Here is a 22,701-nt window from a genome sequence, read left to right on the forward strand (position 1 = left end):
TGGGTTAAGCGCTTAACCTAATTTCCATTAGTATAGTTTAGAAATTGGAGTTTGGCAATCCTGAACTTAAACGAAGTTGGGATCTGAACCCATGTATCAGAAAAAAACAAAGAAAAGACCTGTTCCTCGCCGCTAAGCGAGGTACAGGTCTCCAGATAGGAGTCGGCGTTCTTACTCCGTTTGTAGAGTTTGTGTCTTCCTAATGCGGTGCCGGTCCGGTGGAATGGCGGACTATCAGTTCCGGCATCAGCATGATCTTGCGCTTAGGACTATCGGGATTGTCGATAGATTCGTTCAGCAGAATCATAGCCTGTTCCGTCATCTCACGCAGAGGCTGAGCAATGCTGGTCAAGGTGGGATGGCAAATTTCAGCCAGCATTGTATTGTCAAAACCCACTACGGACAGATCACGGGGAATTGACAAGCCTGCGCTGCGCGCCTCCTTCAATATCCCAATCGCGAGCAGATCGTTACAGGCGAATATGGCGGTCGGCCGGTCTTCCTGCGCCTGAGCCAGCATCGCGGCAGCCGCTTTGCGGCCGTTCTCCAGTGTGGCTGAGGTATGCGTGAGATTAGCCGGATTGTCAAAACCAACACCTGCTGCCTTGAGCGCATCCATAAAGCCTTCCACGCGCAGCTTACTCCCCGGTAAATTGTCAGAGATAATGCCGAGCCTGCGATGGCCCAAGGACAACAGATATTCTGTCGCCTGATATCCTCCCTTATAGTCATCCACCGTGACGCTGTTGCTCTCCATCATCCGGATATCAGCCGAAAATAACACAAGCGGTACGTGATCAGCCAGCAGGCGGCGGACCATATCTGGATTCCCTGTATGAGAAGCAATGATTATACCGTCCACCCGTTTACGCAGGAGCAGTGAGATATACCGGGCCGCCTTCTCATCATCCCGGTCAGTACTGCATACAATCAAGTCGCTTCCCTGCTCCTGAGCATAATCCTCAATACCTCGGGCCGCCTCAGCAAAAAAAGGGTTGGAAATATCGGGAATCATCAGCCCGATTGTTCCCGTTCGACGACTCGTCAGCGCAGAGGCCACCAGACTCGGCTGGTAATTCAGCTCCTCCATGATCCGATGAACCTTCTCCCGTGTCTTATCGCTAATTCTCCCGTTCTTGTTCAACACCTTGGACACCGTAGCGATGGAGACTCCCGCTTCCCGTGCCACATCATATATCGTAGGTTTCATCGTTAGTGAGCCCGCCTTTACGTTCGTACAATCCTATACCTAGATTATAAGGAACTCTTCTGACAGTGTCTATTCAGCGGTGCAAGAGACTCTGTTACTGTGGCGATCATTTGGTCAATACATCGACACAAAGAAGGAGCCTCCGCCTTGCGGAAGCCCCCTTTTCGTGCGTGCTGCTACACTATTTCTTCTTATCCTTCTGGTGTTGCTGCATCTCGAACAGCCATTCATGTTCCGGATCATTATGAAAAACCCATGTGCGGACCGGACCTGCCATCACATTGAGATAATAAGAATCATAACCCGGCGGTGCCGATACAGGATGATAGCCCTCCGGAACCAATACAATACTGCGGTCAGACACGGCCATCGTCTCATCAAGGCTGCGATCGTCATTATACACCCGCTGCACTACAAAACCATGAGCCGGGTTAACCCGGTGGTAGTATGTCTCTTCCAGGTAAGACTCAGCAGGTAGATTGTCACAGTCATGCTTGTGCGGAGGATAGCTGGACCAATTGCCGCCACCCGTACGTACTTCCACGACCAGCAGGCTCTCGGCTTCACTCTGCTCAGGCAAAATGTTGACCACTCGCCGTGACATACTGCCACAACCGCGGGCTTCGGCCACAGTATCGCACGGAGCGATCAAACGCGGCGCATATTTGCCCGTTCCTGGTGCAAGGCAAACCGCAAGTTCCAGCTCCGTCAAGGCCGTAACTTCATAATGCCCTCCCGCCGGAATATACACCGCATACGGCGGCAAATCCTCAAATACAGACATACGTTCACCGATCCCGGCGAACAACTGGGCGCCTGCTCTCACATCCGCCTTGCCCGCCAGCAGCACCAGACAGATTTCATTCCCTTCCGCGCTGCGGCTCAGCGTATCCCCAACCTGCAGCTGGTACACTTCAAAACCTACATACTCCCATCCAGCGCTCTCCTTGCTAACTGCCGCTACAAGTCCATCTTTGCCGGGTGCTCCGGCTTTTATGATTAGATTGGACATCTTCACAGACCTCCCCCATCTTCCTTCAGCATCTGCATCCGCTTACAAAGCTTGTGTTGCCGATATTCCCTCTCCGGCACAAGAAGACAACTTGACCGGAAGCCCGGTAAGATAGGATTCCTTAGCGGCTTCGGCAATCCGTTCCGCCTGTTGCCCGTCAAGCCCGCTGCAAATGATAGGCTCCTGCAGGCGGAGTGCCCGGGCAAACGCGGCAACCTCTTCTACGAAAGCCTGGTTATACCGCTCGAGAAAGAAATGAAGCGGCTGATCGCGTGTGACCGAAGCAGCGGTTGAAACCTCTACAGTTGTTGGACGGCAGTTGTCGGCGGTGGCTGAGCCGCAGGAACCGAACACCTCCACGCGTTGATCATAACCATATACAGCCTTACGGCTGTTATCAATGACGCAGATTGCGCCACTGGCAAAGGTCAGCGTGATGACAGCTGTATCCACATCATCGCAGCGCCCAAACATCGGATCAACGAGATTGGCACCTCGGGTATAAACTTCTGTTACTTCCTCACCCATCAGATAACGGGCCATATCAAAATCGTGAATCGTCATATCCATAAACATCCCGCCGGAAGACCGCACATAAGCCTCACCCGGAGGCTGCGGATCACGTGATGTAATCTTCACAATATGTGGACTGCCTAGCTCTCCTGATTGAACCAGTTGCTTAAGTTTGCGGAAGCTAGGGTCCATTCGCCGGTTGAAGCCGACCTGTAGCAATACACCCTCATCCTCCACTATCTTCAGTGCCTGGTGGGTAAACTCTGACGACAGGCTGATCGGCTTTTCACAGAAAATATGTTTTCCAGCCCGGGCTGCTAGCTCAATCCAAGAGGCGTGGGTATCCGTAGGTGTGCAGATAAACACAGCCTCGATCTCAGGGTCATTAAGAATGTCTTGCCCATTCACAAATGCAGAGCCAAGATTCCGGCTCTCTGCCCAGACCAGCAATTCCTCACTTACCACAGCCTCCGCAATGGATTTCAACTTAAACGACGGCATCACACGCAGATTATCTGCATGAAGCCGACCAATTCTGCCTGCCCCAATAATGCCAACTACGATCGGATTTACCATGTTTGCTTATCCTCCCTCGAGGTAAGCGCTTAACCATCCCGAAAATAGTATACTCCAAGCACAAGTGAAGTTACAAGCAAATATTTCTCCAGCTTTTTTAACTCTCTCCTTAGCTATCTACTCCTCCTCAACAGTAATGTAACGCTTCACCTAGTGCGACTAAAACCATGGCCTGTCCGTAGGCCATAGGGGCAATAATGATTTCCTTATAATCTTCTTTTGCAGCACCAATCGGAGTGCCGCCGGATACACCAAGCACCGTGCCTTCATCGTCAATTCTGTCCAGCACCGCCCGGATCGCTTTCAGGGCATGATTTGCATACGATTCCGGCAACAACCCCCTGCGTACGCTATGCAAAATACCCGCTGCGATAGCTGCTGAGCCTGACGTTTCAGTATAACTGCTAGAGTCGTCTAGCAGCGTATGCCATAATCCGCCTCCGCTCTGGCAGGCTAATAAAGCTGTTGCCTGTGCGTTCAGGATCTGTTGAAGATATTCAAACACTCCACTGTCCAGATACGGCCCCATCAACTCCAGGTATTCAGGCAGACCGAGTGTAAACCAGCTATTGCCCCGGCACCAGAAGGCTTCACTGAAATTATGCCGGCCGCCAAAATGCCAGCCATGAAAAAAAAGCCCCTTCTTCTTATCATAAAGGTATTTGATATGCAGCAACAGTTGGTAAAGCGACGCTTGCCGCCATGCGGAATTATCGTATTTCACACCCATTTTTGCCGTGAACAAAATAGCCATAAATAACGTATCAATCCAGATTTCATTATCATTGAGCGTAACTTCATCCTTGCTCGCTCCTGTTGTGACATGCTGATAACCAGACTCCTCCGTCCGCGGCAGGCCATGCATCAACCACTGCACCCATTCCAGGCTTAATTCCTCCGCTTCCTTCAGTTCCATTAATGACAGCAACGGCGCTGTTGTATTGATATTCCGGCTCGGCAGTCCCTTGCCCAGTTGCTTGCTCATCCAAAGCTTGGCATATTCTTGATAACGCTCATCCTTGAAATGCTGCTCAAGCTTTTGAAGTCCGTAAAGCCCCACTCCCTGCGGCCAATCCCATTCCTCCATGCCAAAATCACGAGCAAAATACCCCCGTCGTCCCGCATTCTCCCCTAAATTTTGCAGTTCGGCTTCGTTTTCCGGCCGCTCCAGCTTCAGCAGCTTATCCGTCACGCGGTTCAGCTTTTCAATGATCTCAACTTTACTAATCCGGCTGTTGTTCATCTGTTTCCCGCCCCTTCGCCTGCTATTTTGGGTCTTCCCTCATGTTGGGTAGTTCCATTCACCCGTAATATATCAAACCATTCCATACAAAAACTACTTTATATTTGCTGTAATAACCCTCATATATTGCAAATCTTGCTTTTCTGAACCTATAATAAGTGCATATTACAGAATAAGGCGGTGAGAGCATTTGCTTGAAAGCGACTTACTGTACGAACAAGGGTATAGCGTACGTATCAACACGCCCGTTGACCCCCTTTTTTATTATTTTGATTATGACCAGCGTTCTCATGATATCAATATGGAGTTTCAGCATTTTCATGATTTTTACGAGATTCATATCTTAATGGATTCCCGAGCCACTCATATTATCGATGGTAATGTCTGCGCCCTCCAGCAGTATGACATCGTGCTTCTGCGTCCTTATCGGTTGCATAAGACACAATATCCGGAAGGGCCGCCGTTTAAGCGGCTGATCATAAACTTCGCCATGCCCAAGGATATACCCGGTTTAGAGAACGCTTACAAAAGTATGTTTCTCTCATTTTGGGAAGAAATACCGATCTACCGTTTGCCAAAAGAGTTGCGCAAAGCCGTATTTGATCCTCTTAACGCTATCTTCACCTTATCACACAGCACTTCACCGTTAAATCCAGTACTGATTCACAGCCTTTTCCAACAGTTCCTCTGTGCTTTATACCAGCGTAGAGACCAGAACAGCTATGTCCCAGAGGAGATCGGAAATGCCATTATGCAAAAAATCTACTCGATCACCGCATACATCCATAGCCATTACAACAGCGAGTTGTCCCTTGATTTCCTCGCTAAAGAGTTCTTTATCAGCTCCTATTACTTATCACACCAATTTAAGTTAATTACCGGCTCCACGCTGACAGAATATATTCAGATGACCCGGGTCCGTAATGCCCAGCAATTGCTGATCTACACCCGCCTGAAGATTTCCGAGATCGCCGGGCAATGCGGATTCAACAGCTTCTCCCAGTTCAACCGCATATTCAATAAACTTAGCGGGATGTCCCCATCCGAGTTCCGCAAGAATCAGGTCATATCCAACACTGCTTCGACCACATTTTCCTATTGATGTACTTGCTTACCTAGTTACAAAAAATCCGCTGTACGTCCGACAAATCTATCTACCCTCTAAGTAACTATATTGAGCAGTAACAGAGGCAATGTTTAGACGCAAAAGAGAGACGAAGGGAAAGGGATAGCAAAAGCGATGGTGCAGGCACACACATGTTGGTATAGATGCAGGTACTGGTATAGGTGCTCGTAGTGATGTAGGTGCTGATGTAGGTACTGATGTTGGTGCTGGTGCTGGGGCTGGGGCTGGGGCTGGGGCAAGGGTAATCACATTTAACTGTATTTCATACAACTATTTTTTCACGCATCACGCCACCATTAGATATAGCTGTATTTGGTGCAACTATTTCCTTGGTTTTTTCGCCTATAAGCTACATCTCGAGTTTTTAGTTGTACAGAATACAACTAAAATCCGAAGATTCACTATTTCATACGGAATAGTTGCACAGAATGCAGTTACTTCTCAGATCCCAGCAAAACTCCTTCTCCCAATTGAAGATAATCCGCCCAAACAAGTCACAGCTCAGCAAGCCACCACAAATCAAAAAAACCAGGCAGCGATTCTCCACTAACGGGAGAATCACTGCCTGGTTCTAGCTTCAATTACATCTTAAGCCGTACGTTCCGTTGCTTTGAGACGCAGCGCTTTTTTCTCTTTCGACTTCGCCACTGGCGGTTTCAGGGAAACCGCGATGATGCAGGCCAGCAGGCACAAGAGGCCAAAGATAACAAAGGTTGGTTTAAATCCGCCTAGGAAGACGGCGATAAACGAACCGGAAAGGGCACCAATACCAAAACCTTGGTAAACGATTCCGTAGTTCTTACTGTGATTTTTCAGTCCGAAGAAGTCGCTGACAATGGCGGGGAACACCGTGATATTCCCGCCAAAGCAGAACGCAATGGCTGCTACACAAGTGAAGAAAAGTCCGAAATTCAGGGTCGCGTAGCTGAGGGTCAGCATAGCTGCCGCAGTTACAGCAAGCGATGCGCCTACCAGCTTCAAGCGACTCATTTTGTCAGATAAAGCACCCAGAATTAAACGTCCCGCTGTATTAAAGATCGCAATCATAGCCACCGCACTAGCTGCTGTCTGTACATCAAGTCCAGCCAGCTGCACGCCGATATCTTTTACAATACCGATCAAATACAGACCACACATACAAGCGGTGAAAAAGATGATAAATAGCAGATAAGCTTCTTTTGTCCGCAGCATTTCTTTGACCGTATAGTCTTTCGGTGAACTCATTACTGTAGCTGTCGTTGAACCCGCTGGTGCTGGGGCTGCTTGAACCGGGGCTTCTCTTACGAGCAAGGAACCGATTACAATCATGCCCATAACAATCAAACCCCAATACATAAATGTATTAGACACACCCACTGAGTCAATCAACCCGCCGTTAATATATTTAAAGATCAAACTCCCCGTTCCATAAGCACCAACGGACACGCCGGAGATTAAACCTTTATTATTCGGAAACCATTTAATTAAATTAGATAATGAAGTGATATAAGCTGTCCCATCCGCAAAACCAACGATCACCCCAACCAATAAATAGAACATGAAGAGTGAATTGGCTTGGGAGCTAAGAATCAATCCTAGTCCGAGCACAATCCCAGCAGTAGCAGTCAAACGGCGAAGCCCGAAACGATCCTGCAGCTTCCCTGCGAACAAGGTCGCGAAAGCGAGTGCAAAGCTCGTTATAGAAAAAGTAATCGAAACAGAGTTAAGCTCCCAACCAAATTTTGTTACCAGATGCGCATTAAATAAACTCCATGTATAGATGGTACCTAGGCCCATTTGCATAATTACTGTACCTAATACGATTAGCCACCGTTTGGTGCTTTTGCTGTCCATTGTCGTAGTCATGGTCTTTTCCTTCTTTCTCTCTCGTTGTCTGCTACAAGAGCTTCTATCGCCTCTTTATTGTAGCTAAACCAGCCAATGTTGAGAGAAATCCGGCATGAGATGACGGAAATGAAGAATGAATTGCATTTATAAGCGCATAATCTGCCTGAATTCTTTTACCTTACTACGACTTACCGGCACTTCAAAATCTAAATCATGCAGGCGCAGCAAATACGTGTTGTTGAACCACGGGATGATTTCCTTGATCTTGGACAGGTTAACAATATAGGAACGATGGCAGCGAAAAAAACGATCCTGCGGCAGCCGCTGAAAGAAATCGCTAATACTAAGTGCCATGCTGTATTCCTCACCTTTAGTCATCACACTTGTACTTTTTTCCTGCGCGGAGGCGTAATAAATATCGTCGGCATTCACTACGATAATCTTTTCATTTTTCCACAGATTAACCTTGTCACTGACCGGATTACGCTCTTCTTCCCCCTGTCGTCCACGGCTGGCAAACGCATTTTCCAGCTTGTGCAGCATGGCTTTGATGCGTACCTCGCTATAAGGCTTAAGAATATAGTCAAAAGCTTCAATCTCAAACGCCTCAGCGGCATGCTCCTTATACGCAGTGATGAACACTATGTAGGGTTTTACCGAGAATCTACTGATATTCTGTGCCAACAGCACCCCATCGATGGAAGGAATATTAATATCCAGAAAAATCACATCTACCGTATCACTCTGCAAAAATTTAAGCGCGTCCAGCCCATCTTCAAACTGTGCCGTTATATCGATCCCGCTGTGCGTCTCTATTAAATAAGCCAGCTCCTGTCTTGCCAGCTCTTCATCCTCTACAATGATCGCTCTCATTGGTCCTCCTTTTTAACATCAAAAAAGATGTTCGTCCCTTTATCCAATCTCTGAATGGTAAGTCCAGTCCCATAGATCAGCTTTACCCGTTGGTGTACATTAAACAGCCCGATTTTATTCTCCGGCATATCGCCAGTATAGACCTTCTCTATCGTTTCCTCGCTGATGCCAGCTCCGGTATCGCGAATGCCCACCCGTACGGTATCCCCGTGGTCTTTTACAGAAATCGTTACTGTTCCTGTCCCTCTTACCTTCAGTATGCCATGTATAATCGCATTTTCTACAAGCGGCTGAATGATCAAACTCGGAATCCGAACCTGAACCTCATCAATATCATAAAGCACGTTAAGCCGGCTTCCAAAACGCGCCTTTTCGATCTCTACGTATTGCTGGACCTGCTGTAGCTCTCGTTTGATATCAATGAATTCATCGGTAAGCTCCAGATTGTATCTCATATAACCGGACAGATTCACAATCAGCTCGCGTGCCTTATCCGGATTAATTCGAATCGAGGACGCAATCGCATTCAGTGCATTGAACAAAAAATGCGGGTTAATGCTGGTCTGCAGTGCCTTCAGCTCCGCTTTGTTCGCCATTTCCTTAATGCCTTCCACCCGCGACACTTCCATCAAGGTAGAGATCATTTGTGACAGACCCACGGCCATAGCTTGAAGCGAATAGGTAATCTTGTGGGCTTTGGTGTAATAGATTTTGAGCGCTCCCGTCACCTCACCCTTTTCCTTCAAAGGAATAATGATCAGCGACTTGATCTGCGGATTCACGTAATCACTATCATCGTTACGGATGGTAATTTCACCACTGGACAACGTTACTTTAGTTTCCTCACTGATAATATCGTTAGTTGTCTCATAATCCTCCTCACCCACGCCAACATAGGCACGAATAAACCGAGTATCCGTAATCGCTACAGCGTCTGCACCGATATCCTCTTTGATGATCTGGCAGATGGTGTGCAGCGACTCCTGATTAATATTGCGAAAATACGGCAAGGTCTTATTGGCAATATCAAGCGCCAGCTTGGACTGCTTAGCCGCGATCCGTTCCTTCTCACCTTCCACGCTCTGCACTAGCACAACAATCAGGCCGACACTAATCTGGCTCATAATCATCGGAAAAGCGATCTTGGACACGATATCCACACCCAGCGACATCGGCTGAGCCATCGCTAGAATGAGCAGCATCGTCAGTGCCTCACAGGCCATTCCCGCCAAAATCCCTGCTATCCAGCGACGTTCACCAGAGGTGCGGCGATAGATTATCCCAGACACTATGCCTGCGGTGATACTCGTAATCAGACAAGGAAGAGAGGTTACCCCTCCGATATCAATCAGAAAACGGTGAACCCCTGAGATGATGCCTGTTATAAGTCCAACCCATGGTCCGAACAAAATCCCGCCAGATACGATGGCGATAATTCGCACATTCACAAGCGAACCTTCCACATTAATCCCGCTATAAGTGCCGAAAATGGCAAATAAGCTGAAGATCATCGTCGCAATAGCAAGCTCTTGCGGAGCGTAACTCCCTTTTTGAAAAACCTCTTTAAACCGCGGCAGACGAGTCAATACAAACAGACACATCAGCAATAACGCAGCTCTTTCCAACAATTGCAGTAATATAGTAAACGTATATTGCACGGTCACCGCCTCCAAAGGTCTCGATGTCGATTCATTATAAAGATAGTTCATGCCTCTGTCCATTCAGCCTGTCCCTTTATACCTCTATTGAAACTCTTGTTGTATGATATTAACAGATTGGAAGCATGAATATTTGGAGGTGGCAGTTTGCGCAAGATAGAACACGAGGCAGATATCATTCAGCTTGTACATAATGATCCCTGGATGATGGATATTTTAGAAAATGCCAGATTGCTACAGTTACCTGACTGGTGGGTTTGTGCTGGGTTTGTACGTTCAAAAATCTGGGATACCTTACATGGCTTTGAAGAGCGGACCCCTTTGCCAGATATTGATGTTATTTATTATGACGGCAGCAATCTACATGAGGAAGTGGAAAAGCAATGGGAGGCAAAACTAAGAAATTTAGATCCCCATGTGCCATGGTCCGTTAAGAATGAAGCAAGAATGCATACCATTAACAACCTTGCGCCCTATACGTCATCTGTAGATGCCATCTCCAAGTTTCCGGAAACAGCTACAGCGCTTGGGCTTTCCTTAGATGAATACGGTAAGGTTATCCTAACCGCTCCGCATGGGATTGCAGATGTTATTAATGTAGTGTTACGGGCTACCCCTCATTTCAACAATAATCCGAACTTACTACCTATTTATGAAAAACGAATTGCACAAAAAAACTGGCAGGCAACGTGGAAGCAATTGCAGGTCAGCGCTACCTAAAGATAAGTTGTGTTAGCATCGGAATAAAAAAACAGCAAGCCTCTGCTACAGAAGGGCTTGCTGCTGTTGCTTTATCACACCGCTAAATCAATACCAACCACGCCTACTACATCTCCCTGACGATTCCGGATTGCTCTAGATAATGTAATACAAGAACGTTTCGTAATCGCGGATACATAAGGTTTAGAGACATATTCACCTTCATTCATGGCCCCATTCCACCAATCACGTCGCTTAGCATTCAACAGGCCAGCCGCTGGCTCGGAGTAGATAAAGGTTCCATCCGTCCGATTGGACCAAATGGCTTGTACATCTGGAATTTTCTTAATGTAAGCGTTCAAAATACCTTGATGAACTTCAGTATCTGGAGCGTAAAGTTCTTCCTTGGCGGAAATCGTCTCCAAGAGACTCTGCATTTCCTGAAGCCGGGCTGCATATTGGCTCATCTCAATTTCCGCTCTGCCCGCAATGCTAGTAACCGATTGCTGCAAGGATTGCGACTCCGCTAACAGATTGGCGCTGACTTCGTTCAGCTGCCCAATTTGGTTCCGCTGCCGTGTCACCTGCTCCAGCGTAAGGTCTACATTGGCAATCGTCTCATTCACGATAGCCACCGCACCGCTCAGCTCCGTTGTCACTTCTACAATCAGCTTGCCCTGCTTCGCGGCAGCATCGATTGTTTCCGTCACGGCGCTGCCTACTTCATCTACTCTCGACGCGATATCATCGAGTCGAAGCTTAACCGTGCCGACCTCGTTCACCCCACGCTCCACTGAGACTTGCTCTTTCGTAACGGATTCCAGCACCTGCTGTACTCCATTATTAATGTCAAGCAAGATGCCTGAGGAGCGGTCTACCGAGCTCTTGCTTTGATCAGCCAGCTGCCGAATCCGGCTGGCCACTACTGCAAATCCGCGGCCCTGTTCACCGGCCCGGGCCGCTTCAATAGAAGCATTCAGCGCGAGCAACGAGGTCTCATTCACTATGGAGTTAATCAATGTATTGATCTCCTCTACCATCGCAATATGATTACTCAGGGTAGTAAACTTAGCTAACATGTCCCCACTCTGTGTTTGCAGATCCTTCATCACCACATCTGCAATGCTCAGGGAATCTACCATTGCTGTCATTCCTTGCCGAGCATATTGCATATTCGAGCCTAGTTTTTCCGTCAATTCTTCGATATGTGCTGTAACTGAGGCTACACCGCCCATCGTCTGATAGGCCCCTTCAATATTGGCTTTAGCTTCGTTGCTGCGAATCCTTAAATCCGTTTCATACGCGTGTGAATAATCTGCTGTCTGCTGCAGCTGCTCTGTATGGCGGCTGATTTCTTCAAGCGCACCATGCAGCCGATCCGAGGTAACTACAATCTCATTGCCAAGAAGCTCCACTTTGTTCTGTGACTCCTTCAGCAGCGCTTCTTTGCGATAACCGTAGCGGGATGTATTCAGCGAGAACCATCCTAGAGAACCCATAAGCAGAATAATCACCAGCTTATGAATCCAGAGCATGTCAATCAATAAGCTGTACACACTGACAAGAAGCAACAGGACGACTACGAAAATCTGGTTTCGACGGATCTGCATCTTTACTTCCACTCCACTCGATTGATGTTATGTATTCTAACATTATATCAGCAGAGTTAATTAAAGGAAATACTTTCTATAGTATTCCTTTTCGATCAATCATTCCCCGGGCCAGGCAATCTCCCCTCATAAAGATGCTTGTTTAACTCCCGCTTCCAAGAAAGCCATCAAGAGGAAACCTGAGCTTATTGTCGAATATATAAGCATATTGCCACTGGAAAAGAGGATCACATTATGCGCGCCACACCTCAAACTCCTCGTCAGACCTATTGGAATCGTGTGCTTCTCAATTCATTCTGGATCATCCTGATTGTGTATTTAAGTATTCAGTTCATTGTTTCTCTATCCTTATGGAGCCAGCGTCCGGAAACCCCAACCAGGAACGATTATATTGAGCACTCGTTGATTTCTGATTCCATCATAGTGAGTTTGATCATTATTCTAGAAGTAATCTATAGATGGAGGCCTCTGTGGGCCCAACTCGCCATTACGGTTGCAAGCCATCTATTTGCGGTTTTGATTATCGTCAATCTCAGCGATGAGTTGCATGTTAAATCATTAATTATGCTGTTCCCGCTACTAGTCTCGATGATCTATCTGAAGAGCAGTTATATGATAGCCACTTCTGCTATTTCTCTACTGTACACGATCATTTTATTCACCAAGACATCCATTCACGAGTACTTCCCAATCACCCAAACAATCATTATCGCTCTTATTTTTGCAGGCACTGCTTTGGCAGGTTTTGCAGTAATCGTTCGTGGACGTGATTTGATGCAATCCCTGCAGAACTCCGTCAAGTCAGAACAGGAATTACGCATTCAGAATATAATCATGGATCGTCTATCTAAGATAGATCCCCTGACTGATCTGTATAATCACAAGACTTTTCACGAATATTTGGGTTGGCTAATCGAGCATCAGCAGAGTAATCCATTCTCCATGCAGCTTGCCGTTATGGATATCGATAATTTCAAAAAAGTAAATGATTGCTATGGACACTCTGTTGGAGATATCGTATTACAAAAAGTCGCAGCGATCCTGCTCGAGTATATCGGTCCTGATGATTTCGCCGCGCGGTACGGGGGCGAGGAATTCATTGTCATTCTGACAACCAAAACCTTTGAACAATCCTATGAAATCATGCAACAAATTCTAGCCAAAGTCGCCGATACCCCTTTTGCCGAAATGGAAGGGAAAAGCATAACCGTCAGTATCGGGATGCATGATTACACAGGTGCAGACTCCAAAAATTCTACTTTTCAGCAGGCTGATGATGCACTTTACGAAGCTAAAAACACCGGGAAGAACAAAATTGTCATCAGCTAGTGACAAGCTCCACAGACACTGTTTATCTGTCGGAGCTTGTTTTCTTTTGCAAAGCCTTAATTTCAGAAGCATTTCATACCAAAAACCCCCACCTTGTGATGAGGGCTGTGTATCCACTGCTATATTCCGTAACGCTTCTGCGGTTCCAAAAGCTCCACCACTTCCTGCTTCGGAACAGGTCTGCTAACCAGATATCCCTGTACCTTATCGCAGCCCGATTTTCTGAGGAAATCCAGCTGGCTGATCTCTTCCACTCCCTCCGCAACGACCTCCAGCCCCATATTGTGGCCCAGCTGTATAATGGTCTGCACAAAAGACTGGCTGTAAGCTTTTTCCGAAAGCGAATCGATAAAGGTTTTATCCATTTTAAGCGTAGAAATCGGCAATTGCTGCAAATAACTAAGAGATGAGTATCCCGTTCCGAAATCATCCAGCGCAATACGAATGCCTTGGGATTTGAGGAATTGAAGCTTATTCACGATACTCTCAAACGATTCCATAAAAATAGACTCGGTGATTTCCAGTTCAAGACAACTAGGCTTTAGCCCACTTTCAGCCAGACTTTCCTGCACCATCTCGACGAAATCATCCTGCAATAGTTGAATAATGGAAATGTTAACTGATATCTTGTAAGGAATGCCCATACGATCTTGAATGCCCTTCATAAAGATGCACGATTCCCTAAGCACCCATTCTCCAATATAAATAATCAGCCTGGAATCCTCGGCGATTTTGATAAAGGAAAGTGGAGATACAACGCCCAGCGTTGGACTATTCCAGCGAATTAAAGCCTCAAAACCAGAGATTAATCCAGACTGGATATCCACCTGCGGTTGATAATATAACTCAAACTCATTATTATTCATGGCACTGCGCAAATGTTTCTCTATATTCATCCGTTCATTAAACGCAGTATGCATAGATTTGTCATATACCACATAAGTCCCCTTACCATCCTCTTTTGCCCGGTACATAGCGACATCCGCATTTTTTAAGATTTGCTCGGTGGTCTCCCCATCTTCCGGATAAAAGGAAATTCCGATGCTTACGGAAACGTACAAATAACTCTCTCCGATTAAAAAGGACTGCCTGAACGCTCTCATGATACGCTCCGCCAGGTCTAGCACATCCTCGTGGTTTTCTATATCCTTAATAAAAATCACGAATTCATCCCCGCCGAGCCGAGAGAGCATATCTCCTTCCCGCACCACCGACTGCAGCCTTTTGCTAGCCTTCTGAATAAGAACATCACCGGATTTATGCCCTAAGGTATCATTGATGTATTTAAAATTATCGGTATCTACGAACAACAGCGCCGCCTTGCCTCCTGAACATTGCAGATATTTCTCCATAGATTCCAGTAGACATACACGGTTGGGTAGATTACTAAGCTCATCCACATAAGCTAGACGATGCATGTGTTTTTGATTCTCCACCAGCATATCGTATTGCTCTACAAGCTCCTGCTGTGTGGCTGTAAGCTGTTCATAGGTTGCCTCAAGCTCCTGATAACTGTTGCTCAGCTTTAGCTCTACCTGCTTCCGCTTACTAATATCAATCAGCGAACCGATAAATAACACAACTTCATTCTTTGGATCAACGATAGCTTTACCACTTACCTCAAACCAGACGAACTGATTATCTTTTGTCCGCATGCGGTATTCCGTCTCGTAGATAGGTGTTAAACCTGCCAGATGATCATGTCTTGCCTTTTGGGATGATGGCTGGTCATCGGGATGAATAATACTAAGCACCCCATTTTCGAAAGAATTGATTTCATCCTCCGTATAGCCCATGAGCTTGTACCAGCGATCCGATAGATTATACAGTCCTGTCTCCCAATCAAGCTCCCACATGTATGCACCAGACCCCTCTGTCGCGAGACTGAACCGTCGTTCACCTACTTGCAGCTTAGCAAATTGCTCCTGTAGCTCGACCTCTGTCGCTGACAGCTCTTCGTAAGTAGCTTCCAGTTCCTCATAACTTTGCTGAAGCCTTAGCTCATTTTGTTTGCGCTCATCGATATCCACTCCTACAAGCACAAAAATATCAGCTGCCTGCTTATCCAATCCTTTCAACAAGGTGGTCCGAAATGAAAAATACCGCGCTGCTGGCGAATTGTAAGGAAGTTTATGCTCGATATTATCAACATAGTCAAGCTGTACGGCCCTTTCCAGCAGATTCCGAATAGCCGCCGTACTGCCTGTCAGCCCCTCTATATCCTCAATGTTTTTGCCCACTACTTCATTCTCGCATAGGCCCGTCATTCGCTCAGCGTAATTGTTAAACCGAACTACCTTTTTATCCGCCTGCACAGCCCAAACTACCATACCGCTATGCTCTATTACATCCTCAAAAAATTGCTGTTCCGAATAAACCGCCCGCCGTAAGTGATTAATATACATTTTTAGCAAAACCGCACTAATGATCAGAAGGCCGAGCAGAATAATGGCTCCCACAATAAATCTATTGCGCATCATAACTTTATAATAATCCGAATGAACGAAGAAATAGTGCTGATACAGCTCTTCAAAAGCACCTGAACGATGCAGGCGATCCAATCTCTCGTTAACATAAGTCACTAGCTCCGGAGAGGATTTACTTATTGCAAAAGCGACATCCCTAGGGTAGAGATTGCTCATTTTTTTGATAATACTCCCCTTCAATTTCTGCTCTGCAATCAGATAATCAATCACTTCCTGATTCTCAAATAGAAGGTCGATTTCCCCATTTTCTAAAGCCTTCAAAGCTTCAGGAGTCGTTGCATATTCTATGTAATTTGTAATCCCCACCTTGCTGTTCAGCACGGTTGCAGAATACTGCCCATTCCCTAACCCAATCTTATAACTTCCCAACGTCTTTAAATCGATCTCATCCTCAAGCTCTCGCCTTGCATAGATGGAAATATAATTCTTAATAACTGGATCTGAAAATAACACCTCTTGGTTACGCGACTCCGTAATTGCCATAAGACCTGCTATCTCAATATCTCCTTGAATCAGCCGACTGTATACTTCATCCCATTGCCCAGTACTGTAGTGAATAAGGTAATCCTGCTTCTCAAAAATCATCGTGCTCAAATTAATATCAAACCCGGTCAAATACCCATTTTCTACATATTTATAAGGTGGATATTCCAGTTCTACTTGGTACCTTATATCCTCTCTTTCGGCGTGAGCGGCTGTAGGAGGTACGAGCAAAAGCAGAAAAATAATCAGAAGCAACATTGTGCACCGCTTCATTGCCCAATTCCCCTTTTTGCTAAAATTTAGAATTTAAAGCATTATTCTAAAAAGTATTCGACAAAATATGGTAAGATTCCTGCTAATTCTTTCCTAAAACCACATATTATACGCAAATCCCCATCTTTCGATGGACTCTTTTATTTGTAAATGATAAAAGTTACGAAGTCTTGATTTTTATATTGCTTTTTACATAGAAAATGTGGATAATAGCAATAACGATAAACGATGATAATGATTATCATTATTATAAGCGTTAATAATTTCAATTTACTATATTTAAGTTAAAAGGAGACTGATCACCCATGAACGTTACCTCTACCCGAACAACATTACAGGTTGACGATTATCTGGATCTGCTCAATCTTGCCGTTAAAGTTGGAGATTTGAAATGGCAAAAAGAAATTAAATCCAGATTGCAATACATTCTCTGTCTGCCGACAAGATAATGCTTCCGAGTATACGCCGTGTTCCCTTATTTGGGGGCATGGCTTTTTTTGTTGGTATGCAGACATAACTATATAATAATTGGAGTATCTCCAGGTCACCTGATGGTTAATGATATAGTATAATTATCAGCATAATATATTGAATAAAAAGTCCTTCAGATCGGAGCGTGTCAGCTTGAAAAAGTATATAGCTTTATTCTTAATGCTCAGCCTGTTATGGGTACCTGGTGCATACGCCGCTGGAATTCCTGCACAGCAGGGATTCGTTACCGATAACGCTGAAATGTTCAGTTCCGCAGAAGCCGCGTCTATTTCTGCTACCGCTACTGGAGAACTCATGACCATCCATGTACTCACTGTAGATTCCACAGACGGTACTCCAGCTGATAAGTATGCAGACAAGGTTTACGACTCGTGGAAACTGTCCACGCGGGATCTTCTACTGCTGATCTCCGCTGGTGACCAGTCCATTGAGCTAAATTTCTTAAATCCAGGCTTTCAAAGCTCGTTAAATACTTGGTCTAAGAATCAGGGAGGGTCCTCGGGAAGTTCAGCCATCCAAAAACTGCTCGACACCTATTTCATTCCTTATGCCCAAAAAGGGGACTTCGCTGGCGGGACAAAGGCTTTGATTAATGCCATCCATTCCATCGGAGATCGTGCCGGCAATACTGGAGGAACCGCAGGAAGCGGGAGCGCAGCCGGGGTCGGGAATGATGTAAACCGCTCCAGCAGCTCCATGTTTATGATTGCAGCGATTCTTATCGGAGCCCTTCTAATCCTCCTTCTACTCTTTGTAATGGTTACAGGTCTGCGTCGACGCAAGCAGCTTAGCGAGCAACAGAAACAGTTATCTAATTTAATGGTCCAGGCAAATCGGGCACTGGAATCGCTAAACCCTTTTCAAGGGATCGTTCAAGGGAAGACGGGAGAGCTAGTCGAAGGTATTTCCAAGCGGCTGTCCGCCAAGCTCGTTGAAATCTCCGCACTACAAAGCGAAGGTCAAGGCGTTCAGCCAGCATTTTATCGTTTGGCTGCCCTCAAGACAGCCGTGAAACAATTGCAGCAGACCGAAGCTGCCTTCCGCACAGCGCTTGAAGAGGAAGAGAAACACATAGCTGTCATTAGCGAAGCTGACCGCAATGTCAAACAGCGTATTACAGAGCTGAAAGAGGATACGCCAGAGCTTGAAGAACAGCTGCAAGGTGCAGTTAAAGAAACCGGATATGAGCTTCAAGAAATTGTAGAGGAACTTAAGGAGCTTGCGGAGGAAACTGCTAAGGCAGACCAATTGGAGCTTTTTGATCCCATTGCTGCACAAGAGGTTACCGAGGATGCACAGGAACGTCAGGAAAAAATCGAACAGGATCTGAAGGATGTTGATCTCTATGATGATAAGCTAAACAAATTTCCTACGGTATTAGCTGCGGCACGTGCCAAAATCACCGGGATCATTGAACAGAATTCACTGCACAATATGAAGGTTAAGCCATTTGACCACCTAGAGCAGGCCCGCGTAGAATCGTTGACACTTGAAGCGCCGCTGCGTATAGGAGATATGGATGAGGTGCGCAGAATCGGCGCCAGTCTAGATCTGCTTCTGGATGAAGCTGTTGCTATGACAGAGCAGCAAGCACTGCTGCGGCAGAATAACCGCAGAGATCTAGAGACATTCCGCACCACATGGAGCCACTTGAAGCAGCGGCGAGACGAGCTGCAGGCCCGAATTACAGAAGCACGTGTACATTTCGAAGAACAGCATATAGTTAGCGTAGAGAACATTCTGACGGAGTGGAGCACACGTCTTCGGGAAGGCGCAGGTGAAGTGGCGCAAATTGAGAACTGGACCAGTGATGAACGGGGCGAATATGACAAGGCCCACGATGCGCTGGAGCGCTTGCTGTCCTTGCAGGATGAAGCTGGCCGGCAATATGACGGCGTCTCTGAAAGTCTAAATGCATTAAATGAAAGACTGGATAAAGTACAACGTCTCTTCTCCGAAGGACAAAGTCGGGTAGAGACGACCCAGCGAATGCTGCACAGCAGAGGCTTGTCTTCCAGAATCCGCTTTGAGTTATCCTTACTGCCGGAATATAGCCAGTTGGAGCAACGGTTGTCATCCCGGCCTTACAACCTGGAGGAACTGGAATCGATTGGCCGCGCTTATGACGCTCAGATCACTTCCTTTGTGAATGAAGCGAACCGAATCATTCGCCAAAAAGAAGAGGAAGAACGGCTTGCCCAGCTAGCCATGATGAGAGAGCAACAGCGGCGTGCGCAAGCCCGTAAACGGATGTCCTCTGGTCCTCCTTCTTCAGGCGGATTCGGTGGGGGACGTTCCTCCGGCGGCTCTTCCTGGGGTGGTGGCGGCAGTGGCGGCAAATCCTCCGGCGGCTCTTCTTGGGGCGGTGGCGGCGGCAAATCCGGTGGAAATTCATCGGGTGGCTCTAAGTGGTAATTCCTCACCATTAGATGCAAATGGATATACAAAAAGACTCTTTCGCTTATATGGGCGGAAGAGTCTTTTTAATTATGAATTATTATTGCTGTTTCATTTGTGGTATGAATGTGCCATCGGAAGATAAATTGTAACGGCCGTGCCCACTCCCTCTTCACTAGCTATTGCCACATATCCTCTGTGGGCAGTCACGATTTTTTTGACAATCATGAAGCCAAGTCCATTCCCATCGCCTCTAGTCGTGTGAAAAGGCTCTCCTAATTTCTCCAGAACTTCCTTGTTCATACCCTCTCCATTATCGGTGAAGGTAATCACCTGAAATTCATCCTTCACATCAAGAGTCACTGTAATGCTCCCACCAAAAGGCAAAGCTTCCATTGAATTTCTTAGGATATTGAGGAAAATCTGCTTAATCTGATTGCGGTCACATTCGATCTCAGCATCATAATGGATCTTTGTATTTAACGCTATATTATTCATCTCCACCTGAATCGCGAAGATATTCAATACTTCCAGCAGGATCGTACTACATTGTTCAGTCATATAATGCGCAGCCTGCGGTTTACCCAGAATAAGAAACTCGCTCACAATAAGATTCATTCTTTCCACTTCTGACATAATGAGATCATAATGCAACAGACGTGAATCTTTATTAGCCAGTTGAAGCATCCCTTTCACAGTAGTCAGAGGATTGCGGATCTCATGTGCAATGCTCATAGCCAGTTGTCCTGCGACCACTAGCTTTTCTGTATTGCGCAGCACTTCTTCCGTTCTTTTCATCTCCGTGATGTTGCGCAAACTTCCAATCACACGCGCTAAGTAACCATTCCCATCGTAAACGGGTAGTACATCTAACATATAATGCTCGAACAACCCGTTTTTCTCCTGAATCACTTCTAACCCGGCACATGCGACATGATGTATGATGACATGTTGAAAGTATGCACCCACATTCCTAATTTCAAAGACACTAGTTCCAACAACAGACTCTTGATGCTCACCACCCAAATGAAGCATAGCTAAACCGTTCTCATTTATATTCACGACTGTTCCGAATTGATCTGTTATGATTACCCCTAAGTAATTGGTCTCTAGCAAAATCCGATTTAATAATTGCAGCTGAGAATTCCCTCTCCGCAACAAAATCTCACGTTCAATCGAGTCAGCCATCGTACAGAGCAGAGGCAGCAAATGGGGATGGGCTACATCTATATCTGCCATAAATGAAATTGTACCTAAAATTTCTTGCCCATTTTCTTTATAAAATGGAGCTGTACAGCATACTAAATGATGCAAAATATGATGGAAATGGTCTCGTCCTGTCAGCTGGAATGGCCTCTGATATTCAAGGGCTAAAGCGATTGAATTGGTACCCACCTCTTTATTCATCTGCACGCCTTCTTTGATGCCTACCTGTCCTACGAGATCTATAATCGTCGCATCTCCTTGGAACGCCAATAGATAACCTGCATCATCCGAAATCGTAACTAGGATCGGGTTCCCTTTGACTGAGGAAAGAAATTTTTTGACAAAAAATTCGATAACCTCAATCACTTCACTATATGCGCTAAGCTGTGCCCCCAATTCATCAGTAGAATATCCCTTTGCAAAGACAGGCGGTTGCTCAGGATCAATTCCTTGGTCAATACAATGCTGATTGGAAGCCTTAATAATGGTCTCATCCGTCAGTATCCCTGTTGTCTCATCCAAAGCCCTTACCCCATTCTGTATGAATCTTCAATTTTGCATTGCATAATTATGTATTCTACCTCTCTCCCTCTAATCCTTTTCAATCCTTAAAAATCAAATAATCCCAATGTTAAAAAATAACTTTCTGCACAAAAAAACTCCACCCCTATACAAGAGCGAAGTTTTGGAGAATTATTATTTTCTATTTTTCAGTTAATGCTTAGTGTCATCCAAAAAAGGTTTATTCACATAATAATACATTACCCCCATCAGTACGCCACCGCCAATTAAATTGCCGATCGTAACGGGGACAAGGTTATGCACCACGCCATACCACGATACCGTTCCGGGATGATCAAGTACAAGCGCAATCGCAAAGGTACACATATTGGCAATACTATGTTCATAGCCGGAGATGAAAAAACAGAATACGAATAAGACCATGGCGAACATTTTGGCCCCATCGCCTTTCATATTCATCGGTATAAAAAAAGCCATACAAACGAGCCAGTTACAAAGAATAGCCCGAAAGAAAAGCTGACCTGCCGGGGCTTCCATCTTATGCTCCACTACATATAGCAAAAAACCGTTTACATCTGAGCTATAGAACAGTCCTGTCAAAAAAATCAGCAAGGCAAAAACGGCAGCCCCAAGAATATTACCGATATAACTCATGATCCACATGCGGACAACCTCAGACCATTTCATTTTCCGTCTTAGTGCCGTGTATGTGTAATAAAAAGTATCTCCGGTGAATAAATCCCCACCACCAAAAGAAATTAGAATAATAGCCGCTCCGAAAGTAATCGCAGCCATTGGATATGCAAAGGGAGATTGCTCCATAAAGAAATAGTTGCCTGTCTTAAATGCTACAATTACACCGAATCCGATAAACATACTGGCCAGCATGGCTCTGGCAATATAGCGCATTACGCTTTGCCGGAATATCTTCTGTTTCTTAAGTGCTAATTGTTCAACCTGAAGCAGTGCCTCGTTCTCCATGTGACCTCCTTAGGGATTTTGGTATTTCCAGCTGATTATGGGCTAATCGACAGCCTTACGTTATTATACCCAATAACCCGCTGGAAATTACTTGAACCAACTCGCGGCAAAAAATCCCTGAATACTTACGGGGAAGCGAAGCTACCTCTTGCTAATTGTCTTCATTCATTTTAGCAATGGCTTCT

16 protein-coding genes are annotated in these 22,701 nt (G+C 45.8%); 5 read left to right on the forward strand and 11 right to left on the reverse strand.

Features of this window, described 5'->3' with window-relative positions; genetic code table 11:
- Positions 1-199: 199 nt before the first annotated feature.
- The 4 genes from MHH63_RS22345 to MHH63_RS22360 all read right to left on the reverse strand — a co-directional run bounded on the left by MHH63_RS22345 (position 200) and on the right by MHH63_RS22360 (position 4,554).
- On the reverse strand, positions 200-1,210 hold the full coding sequence (locus tag MHH63_RS22345; RefSeq protein WP_076185622.1) for a LacI family DNA-binding transcriptional regulator: 1,011 nt from the start codon (positions 1,208-1,210) through the stop codon (positions 200-202).
- Positions 1,211-1,391: 181 nt separating this feature from the next.
- Positions 1,392-2,222 (reverse strand): 5-deoxy-glucuronate isomerase, encoded by an 831-nt coding sequence (gene iolB / locus MHH63_RS22350; protein ID WP_076185620.1) that lies wholly within the window; start codon positions 2,220-2,222, stop codon positions 1,392-1,394.
- 42 nt (positions 2,223-2,264) lie between these two features.
- Positions 2,265-3,311 carry an inositol 2-dehydrogenase gene (gene iolG / locus MHH63_RS22355; RefSeq protein WP_076275972.1) on the reverse strand — a complete coding sequence of 349 codons (1,047 nt, stop codon included), beginning with the start codon at positions 3,309-3,311 and terminating at the stop codon, positions 2,265-2,267.
- A gap of 127 nt (positions 3,312-3,438) precedes the next feature.
- Positions 3,439-4,554, reverse strand: a complete 1,116-nt coding sequence (locus tag MHH63_RS22360) for a glycoside hydrolase family 88/105 protein (RefSeq protein WP_341172123.1) — start codon at positions 4,552-4,554, stop codon at positions 3,439-3,441.
- Between the two features lie 190 nt (positions 4,555-4,744).
- Between MHH63_RS22360 and MHH63_RS22365 the strand changes: the two genes are divergently transcribed.
- Complete coding sequence (locus MHH63_RS22365) at positions 4,745-5,656, forward strand: helix-turn-helix transcriptional regulator (RefSeq protein ID WP_076124676.1); 912 nt, start codon at positions 4,745-4,747, stop codon at positions 5,654-5,656.
- Positions 5,657-6,268: 612 nt separating this feature from the next.
- Here MHH63_RS22365 and MHH63_RS22370 read toward each other — a convergent pair.
- The 3 genes from MHH63_RS22370 to MHH63_RS22380 form a co-directional block, all read right to left on the reverse strand.
- Positions 6,269-7,513 carry an L-lactate MFS transporter gene (locus MHH63_RS22370; protein ID WP_076185694.1) on the reverse strand — a complete coding sequence of 415 codons (1,245 nt, stop codon included), beginning with the start codon at positions 7,511-7,513 and terminating at the stop codon, positions 6,269-6,271.
- Positions 7,514-7,651: 138 nt separating this feature from the next.
- On the reverse strand, positions 7,652-8,380 hold the full coding sequence (locus MHH63_RS22375; protein WP_076101193.1) for a LytR/AlgR family response regulator transcription factor: 729 nt from the start codon (positions 8,378-8,380) through the stop codon (positions 7,652-7,654).
- Positions 8,377-9,981, reverse strand: coding sequence for a sensor histidine kinase (locus MHH63_RS22380; protein ID WP_280513476.1), 1,605 nt, complete (start codon positions 9,979-9,981; stop codon positions 8,377-8,379). The genes MHH63_RS22375 and MHH63_RS22380 overlap by 4 nt, the downstream gene beginning before the upstream one ends.
- A 261-nt stretch (positions 9,982-10,242) precedes the next feature.
- On the opposite strand from MHH63_RS22380, the gene MHH63_RS22385 reads away from it, so the two are divergent.
- Positions 10,243-10,758, forward strand: coding sequence for a nucleotidyltransferase family protein (locus MHH63_RS22385; protein ID WP_280753391.1), 516 nt, complete (start codon positions 10,243-10,245; stop codon positions 10,756-10,758).
- 74 nt (positions 10,759-10,832) lie between these two features.
- Here the strand turns inward: MHH63_RS22385 and MHH63_RS22390 are convergent, their stop codons facing one another.
- Positions 10,833-12,347, reverse strand: coding sequence for a methyl-accepting chemotaxis protein (locus tag MHH63_RS22390; protein WP_341172124.1), 1,515 nt, complete (start codon positions 12,345-12,347; stop codon positions 10,833-10,835).
- Between the two features lie 234 nt (positions 12,348-12,581).
- On the opposite strand from MHH63_RS22390, the gene MHH63_RS22395 reads away from it, so the two are divergent.
- Positions 12,582-13,676 (forward strand): GGDEF domain-containing protein, encoded by a 1,095-nt coding sequence (locus MHH63_RS22395; RefSeq protein ID WP_076124680.1) that lies wholly within the window; start codon positions 12,582-12,584, stop codon positions 13,674-13,676.
- Positions 13,677-13,795: 119 nt separating this feature from the next.
- Here MHH63_RS22395 and MHH63_RS22400 read toward each other — a convergent pair whose 3' ends face one another.
- Positions 13,796-16,918 (reverse strand): EAL domain-containing protein, encoded by a 3,123-nt coding sequence (locus MHH63_RS22400; protein ID WP_341172125.1) that lies wholly within the window; start codon positions 16,916-16,918, stop codon positions 13,796-13,798.
- Positions 16,919-17,223: 305 nt separating this feature from the next.
- Here MHH63_RS22400 and MHH63_RS22405 point away from each other — a divergent pair, with 305 nt between their 5' ends.
- Both MHH63_RS22405 and MHH63_RS22410 read left to right on the forward strand, forming a co-directional pair.
- The gene (locus MHH63_RS22405) at positions 17,224-17,367 is read left to right on the forward strand and encodes a hypothetical protein (protein WP_167348483.1); all 144 of its coding nucleotides are present in this window, start codon (positions 17,224-17,226) and stop codon (positions 17,365-17,367) included.
- A 175-nt stretch (positions 17,368-17,542) separates the two neighbouring features.
- The gene (locus tag MHH63_RS22410; protein WP_341172126.1) at positions 17,543-19,825 is read left to right on the forward strand and encodes a TPM domain-containing protein; all 2,283 of its coding nucleotides are present in this window, start codon (positions 17,543-17,545) and stop codon (positions 19,823-19,825) included.
- A 93-nt stretch (positions 19,826-19,918) separates the two neighbouring features.
- Here the strand turns inward: MHH63_RS22410 and MHH63_RS22415 are convergent, their stop codons facing one another.
- Positions 19,919-21,535 carry an ATP-binding protein gene (locus MHH63_RS22415; RefSeq protein WP_076185603.1) on the reverse strand — a complete coding sequence of 539 codons (1,617 nt, stop codon included), beginning with the start codon at positions 21,533-21,535 and terminating at the stop codon, positions 19,919-19,921.
- Between the two features lie 192 nt (positions 21,536-21,727).
- The gene (locus MHH63_RS22420; protein ID WP_076124688.1) at positions 21,728-22,516 is read right to left on the reverse strand and encodes a formate/nitrite transporter family protein; all 789 of its coding nucleotides are present in this window, start codon (positions 22,514-22,516) and stop codon (positions 21,728-21,730) included.
- Between the last annotated feature and the right edge of the window lie 185 nt (positions 22,517-22,701).

Origin of the sequence: Paenibacillus sp. FSL H3-0310 (assembly GCF_038002785.1) — a bacterium.
In the GTDB taxonomy this organism is placed as follows: Bacteria; Bacillota; Bacilli; order Paenibacillales; family Paenibacillaceae; genus Paenibacillus_AQ; species Paenibacillus_AQ odorifer.

Bases quoted from the DNA above. Each gene is read 5' to 3' on its own strand.
- MHH63_RS22390 (WP_341172124.1), bottom strand. From the start codon at position 12,347: ATGCAGATCCGTCGAAACCAGATTTTCGTAGTCGTCCTGTTGCTTCTT.
- MHH63_RS22405 (WP_167348483.1), top strand. From the start codon at position 17,224: ATGAACGTTACCTCTACCCGAACAACATTACAGGTTGACGATTATCTG.
- MHH63_RS22395 (WP_076124680.1), top strand. From the start codon at position 12,582: ATGCGCGCCACACCTCAAACTCCTCGTCAGACCTATTGGAATCGTGTG.
- MHH63_RS22420 (WP_076124688.1), bottom strand. From the start codon at position 22,516: ATGGAGAACGAGGCACTGCTTCAGGTTGAACAATTAGCACTTAAGAAA.
- iolB (WP_076185620.1), bottom strand. From the start codon at position 2,222: ATGTCCAATCTAATCATAAAAGCCGGAGCACCCGGCAAAGATGGACTT.
- iolG (WP_076275972.1), bottom strand. From the start codon at position 3,311: ATGGTAAATCCGATCGTAGTTGGCATTATTGGGGCAGGCAGAATTGGT.
- MHH63_RS22345 (WP_076185622.1), bottom strand. From the start codon at position 1,210: ATGAAACCTACGATATATGATGTGGCACGGGAAGCGGGAGTCTCCATC.
- MHH63_RS22400 (WP_341172125.1), bottom strand. From the start codon at position 16,918: ATGAAGCGGTGCACAATGTTGCTTCTGATTATTTTTCTGCTTTTGCTC.
- MHH63_RS22375 (WP_076101193.1), bottom strand. From the start codon at position 8,380: ATGAGAGCGATCATTGTAGAGGATGAAGAGCTGGCAAGACAGGAGCTG.
- MHH63_RS22380 (WP_280513476.1), bottom strand. From the start codon at position 9,981: ATGTGTCTGTTTGTATTGACTCGTCTGCCGCGGTTTAAAGAGGTTTTT.
- MHH63_RS22385 (WP_280753391.1), top strand. From the start codon at position 10,243: ATGATGGATATTTTAGAAAATGCCAGATTGCTACAGTTACCTGACTGG.
- MHH63_RS22360 (WP_341172123.1), bottom strand. From the start codon at position 4,554: ATGAACAACAGCCGGATTAGTAAAGTTGAGATCATTGAAAAGCTGAAC.
- MHH63_RS22370 (WP_076185694.1), bottom strand. From the start codon at position 7,513: ATGGACAGCAAAAGCACCAAACGGTGGCTAATCGTATTAGGTACAGTA.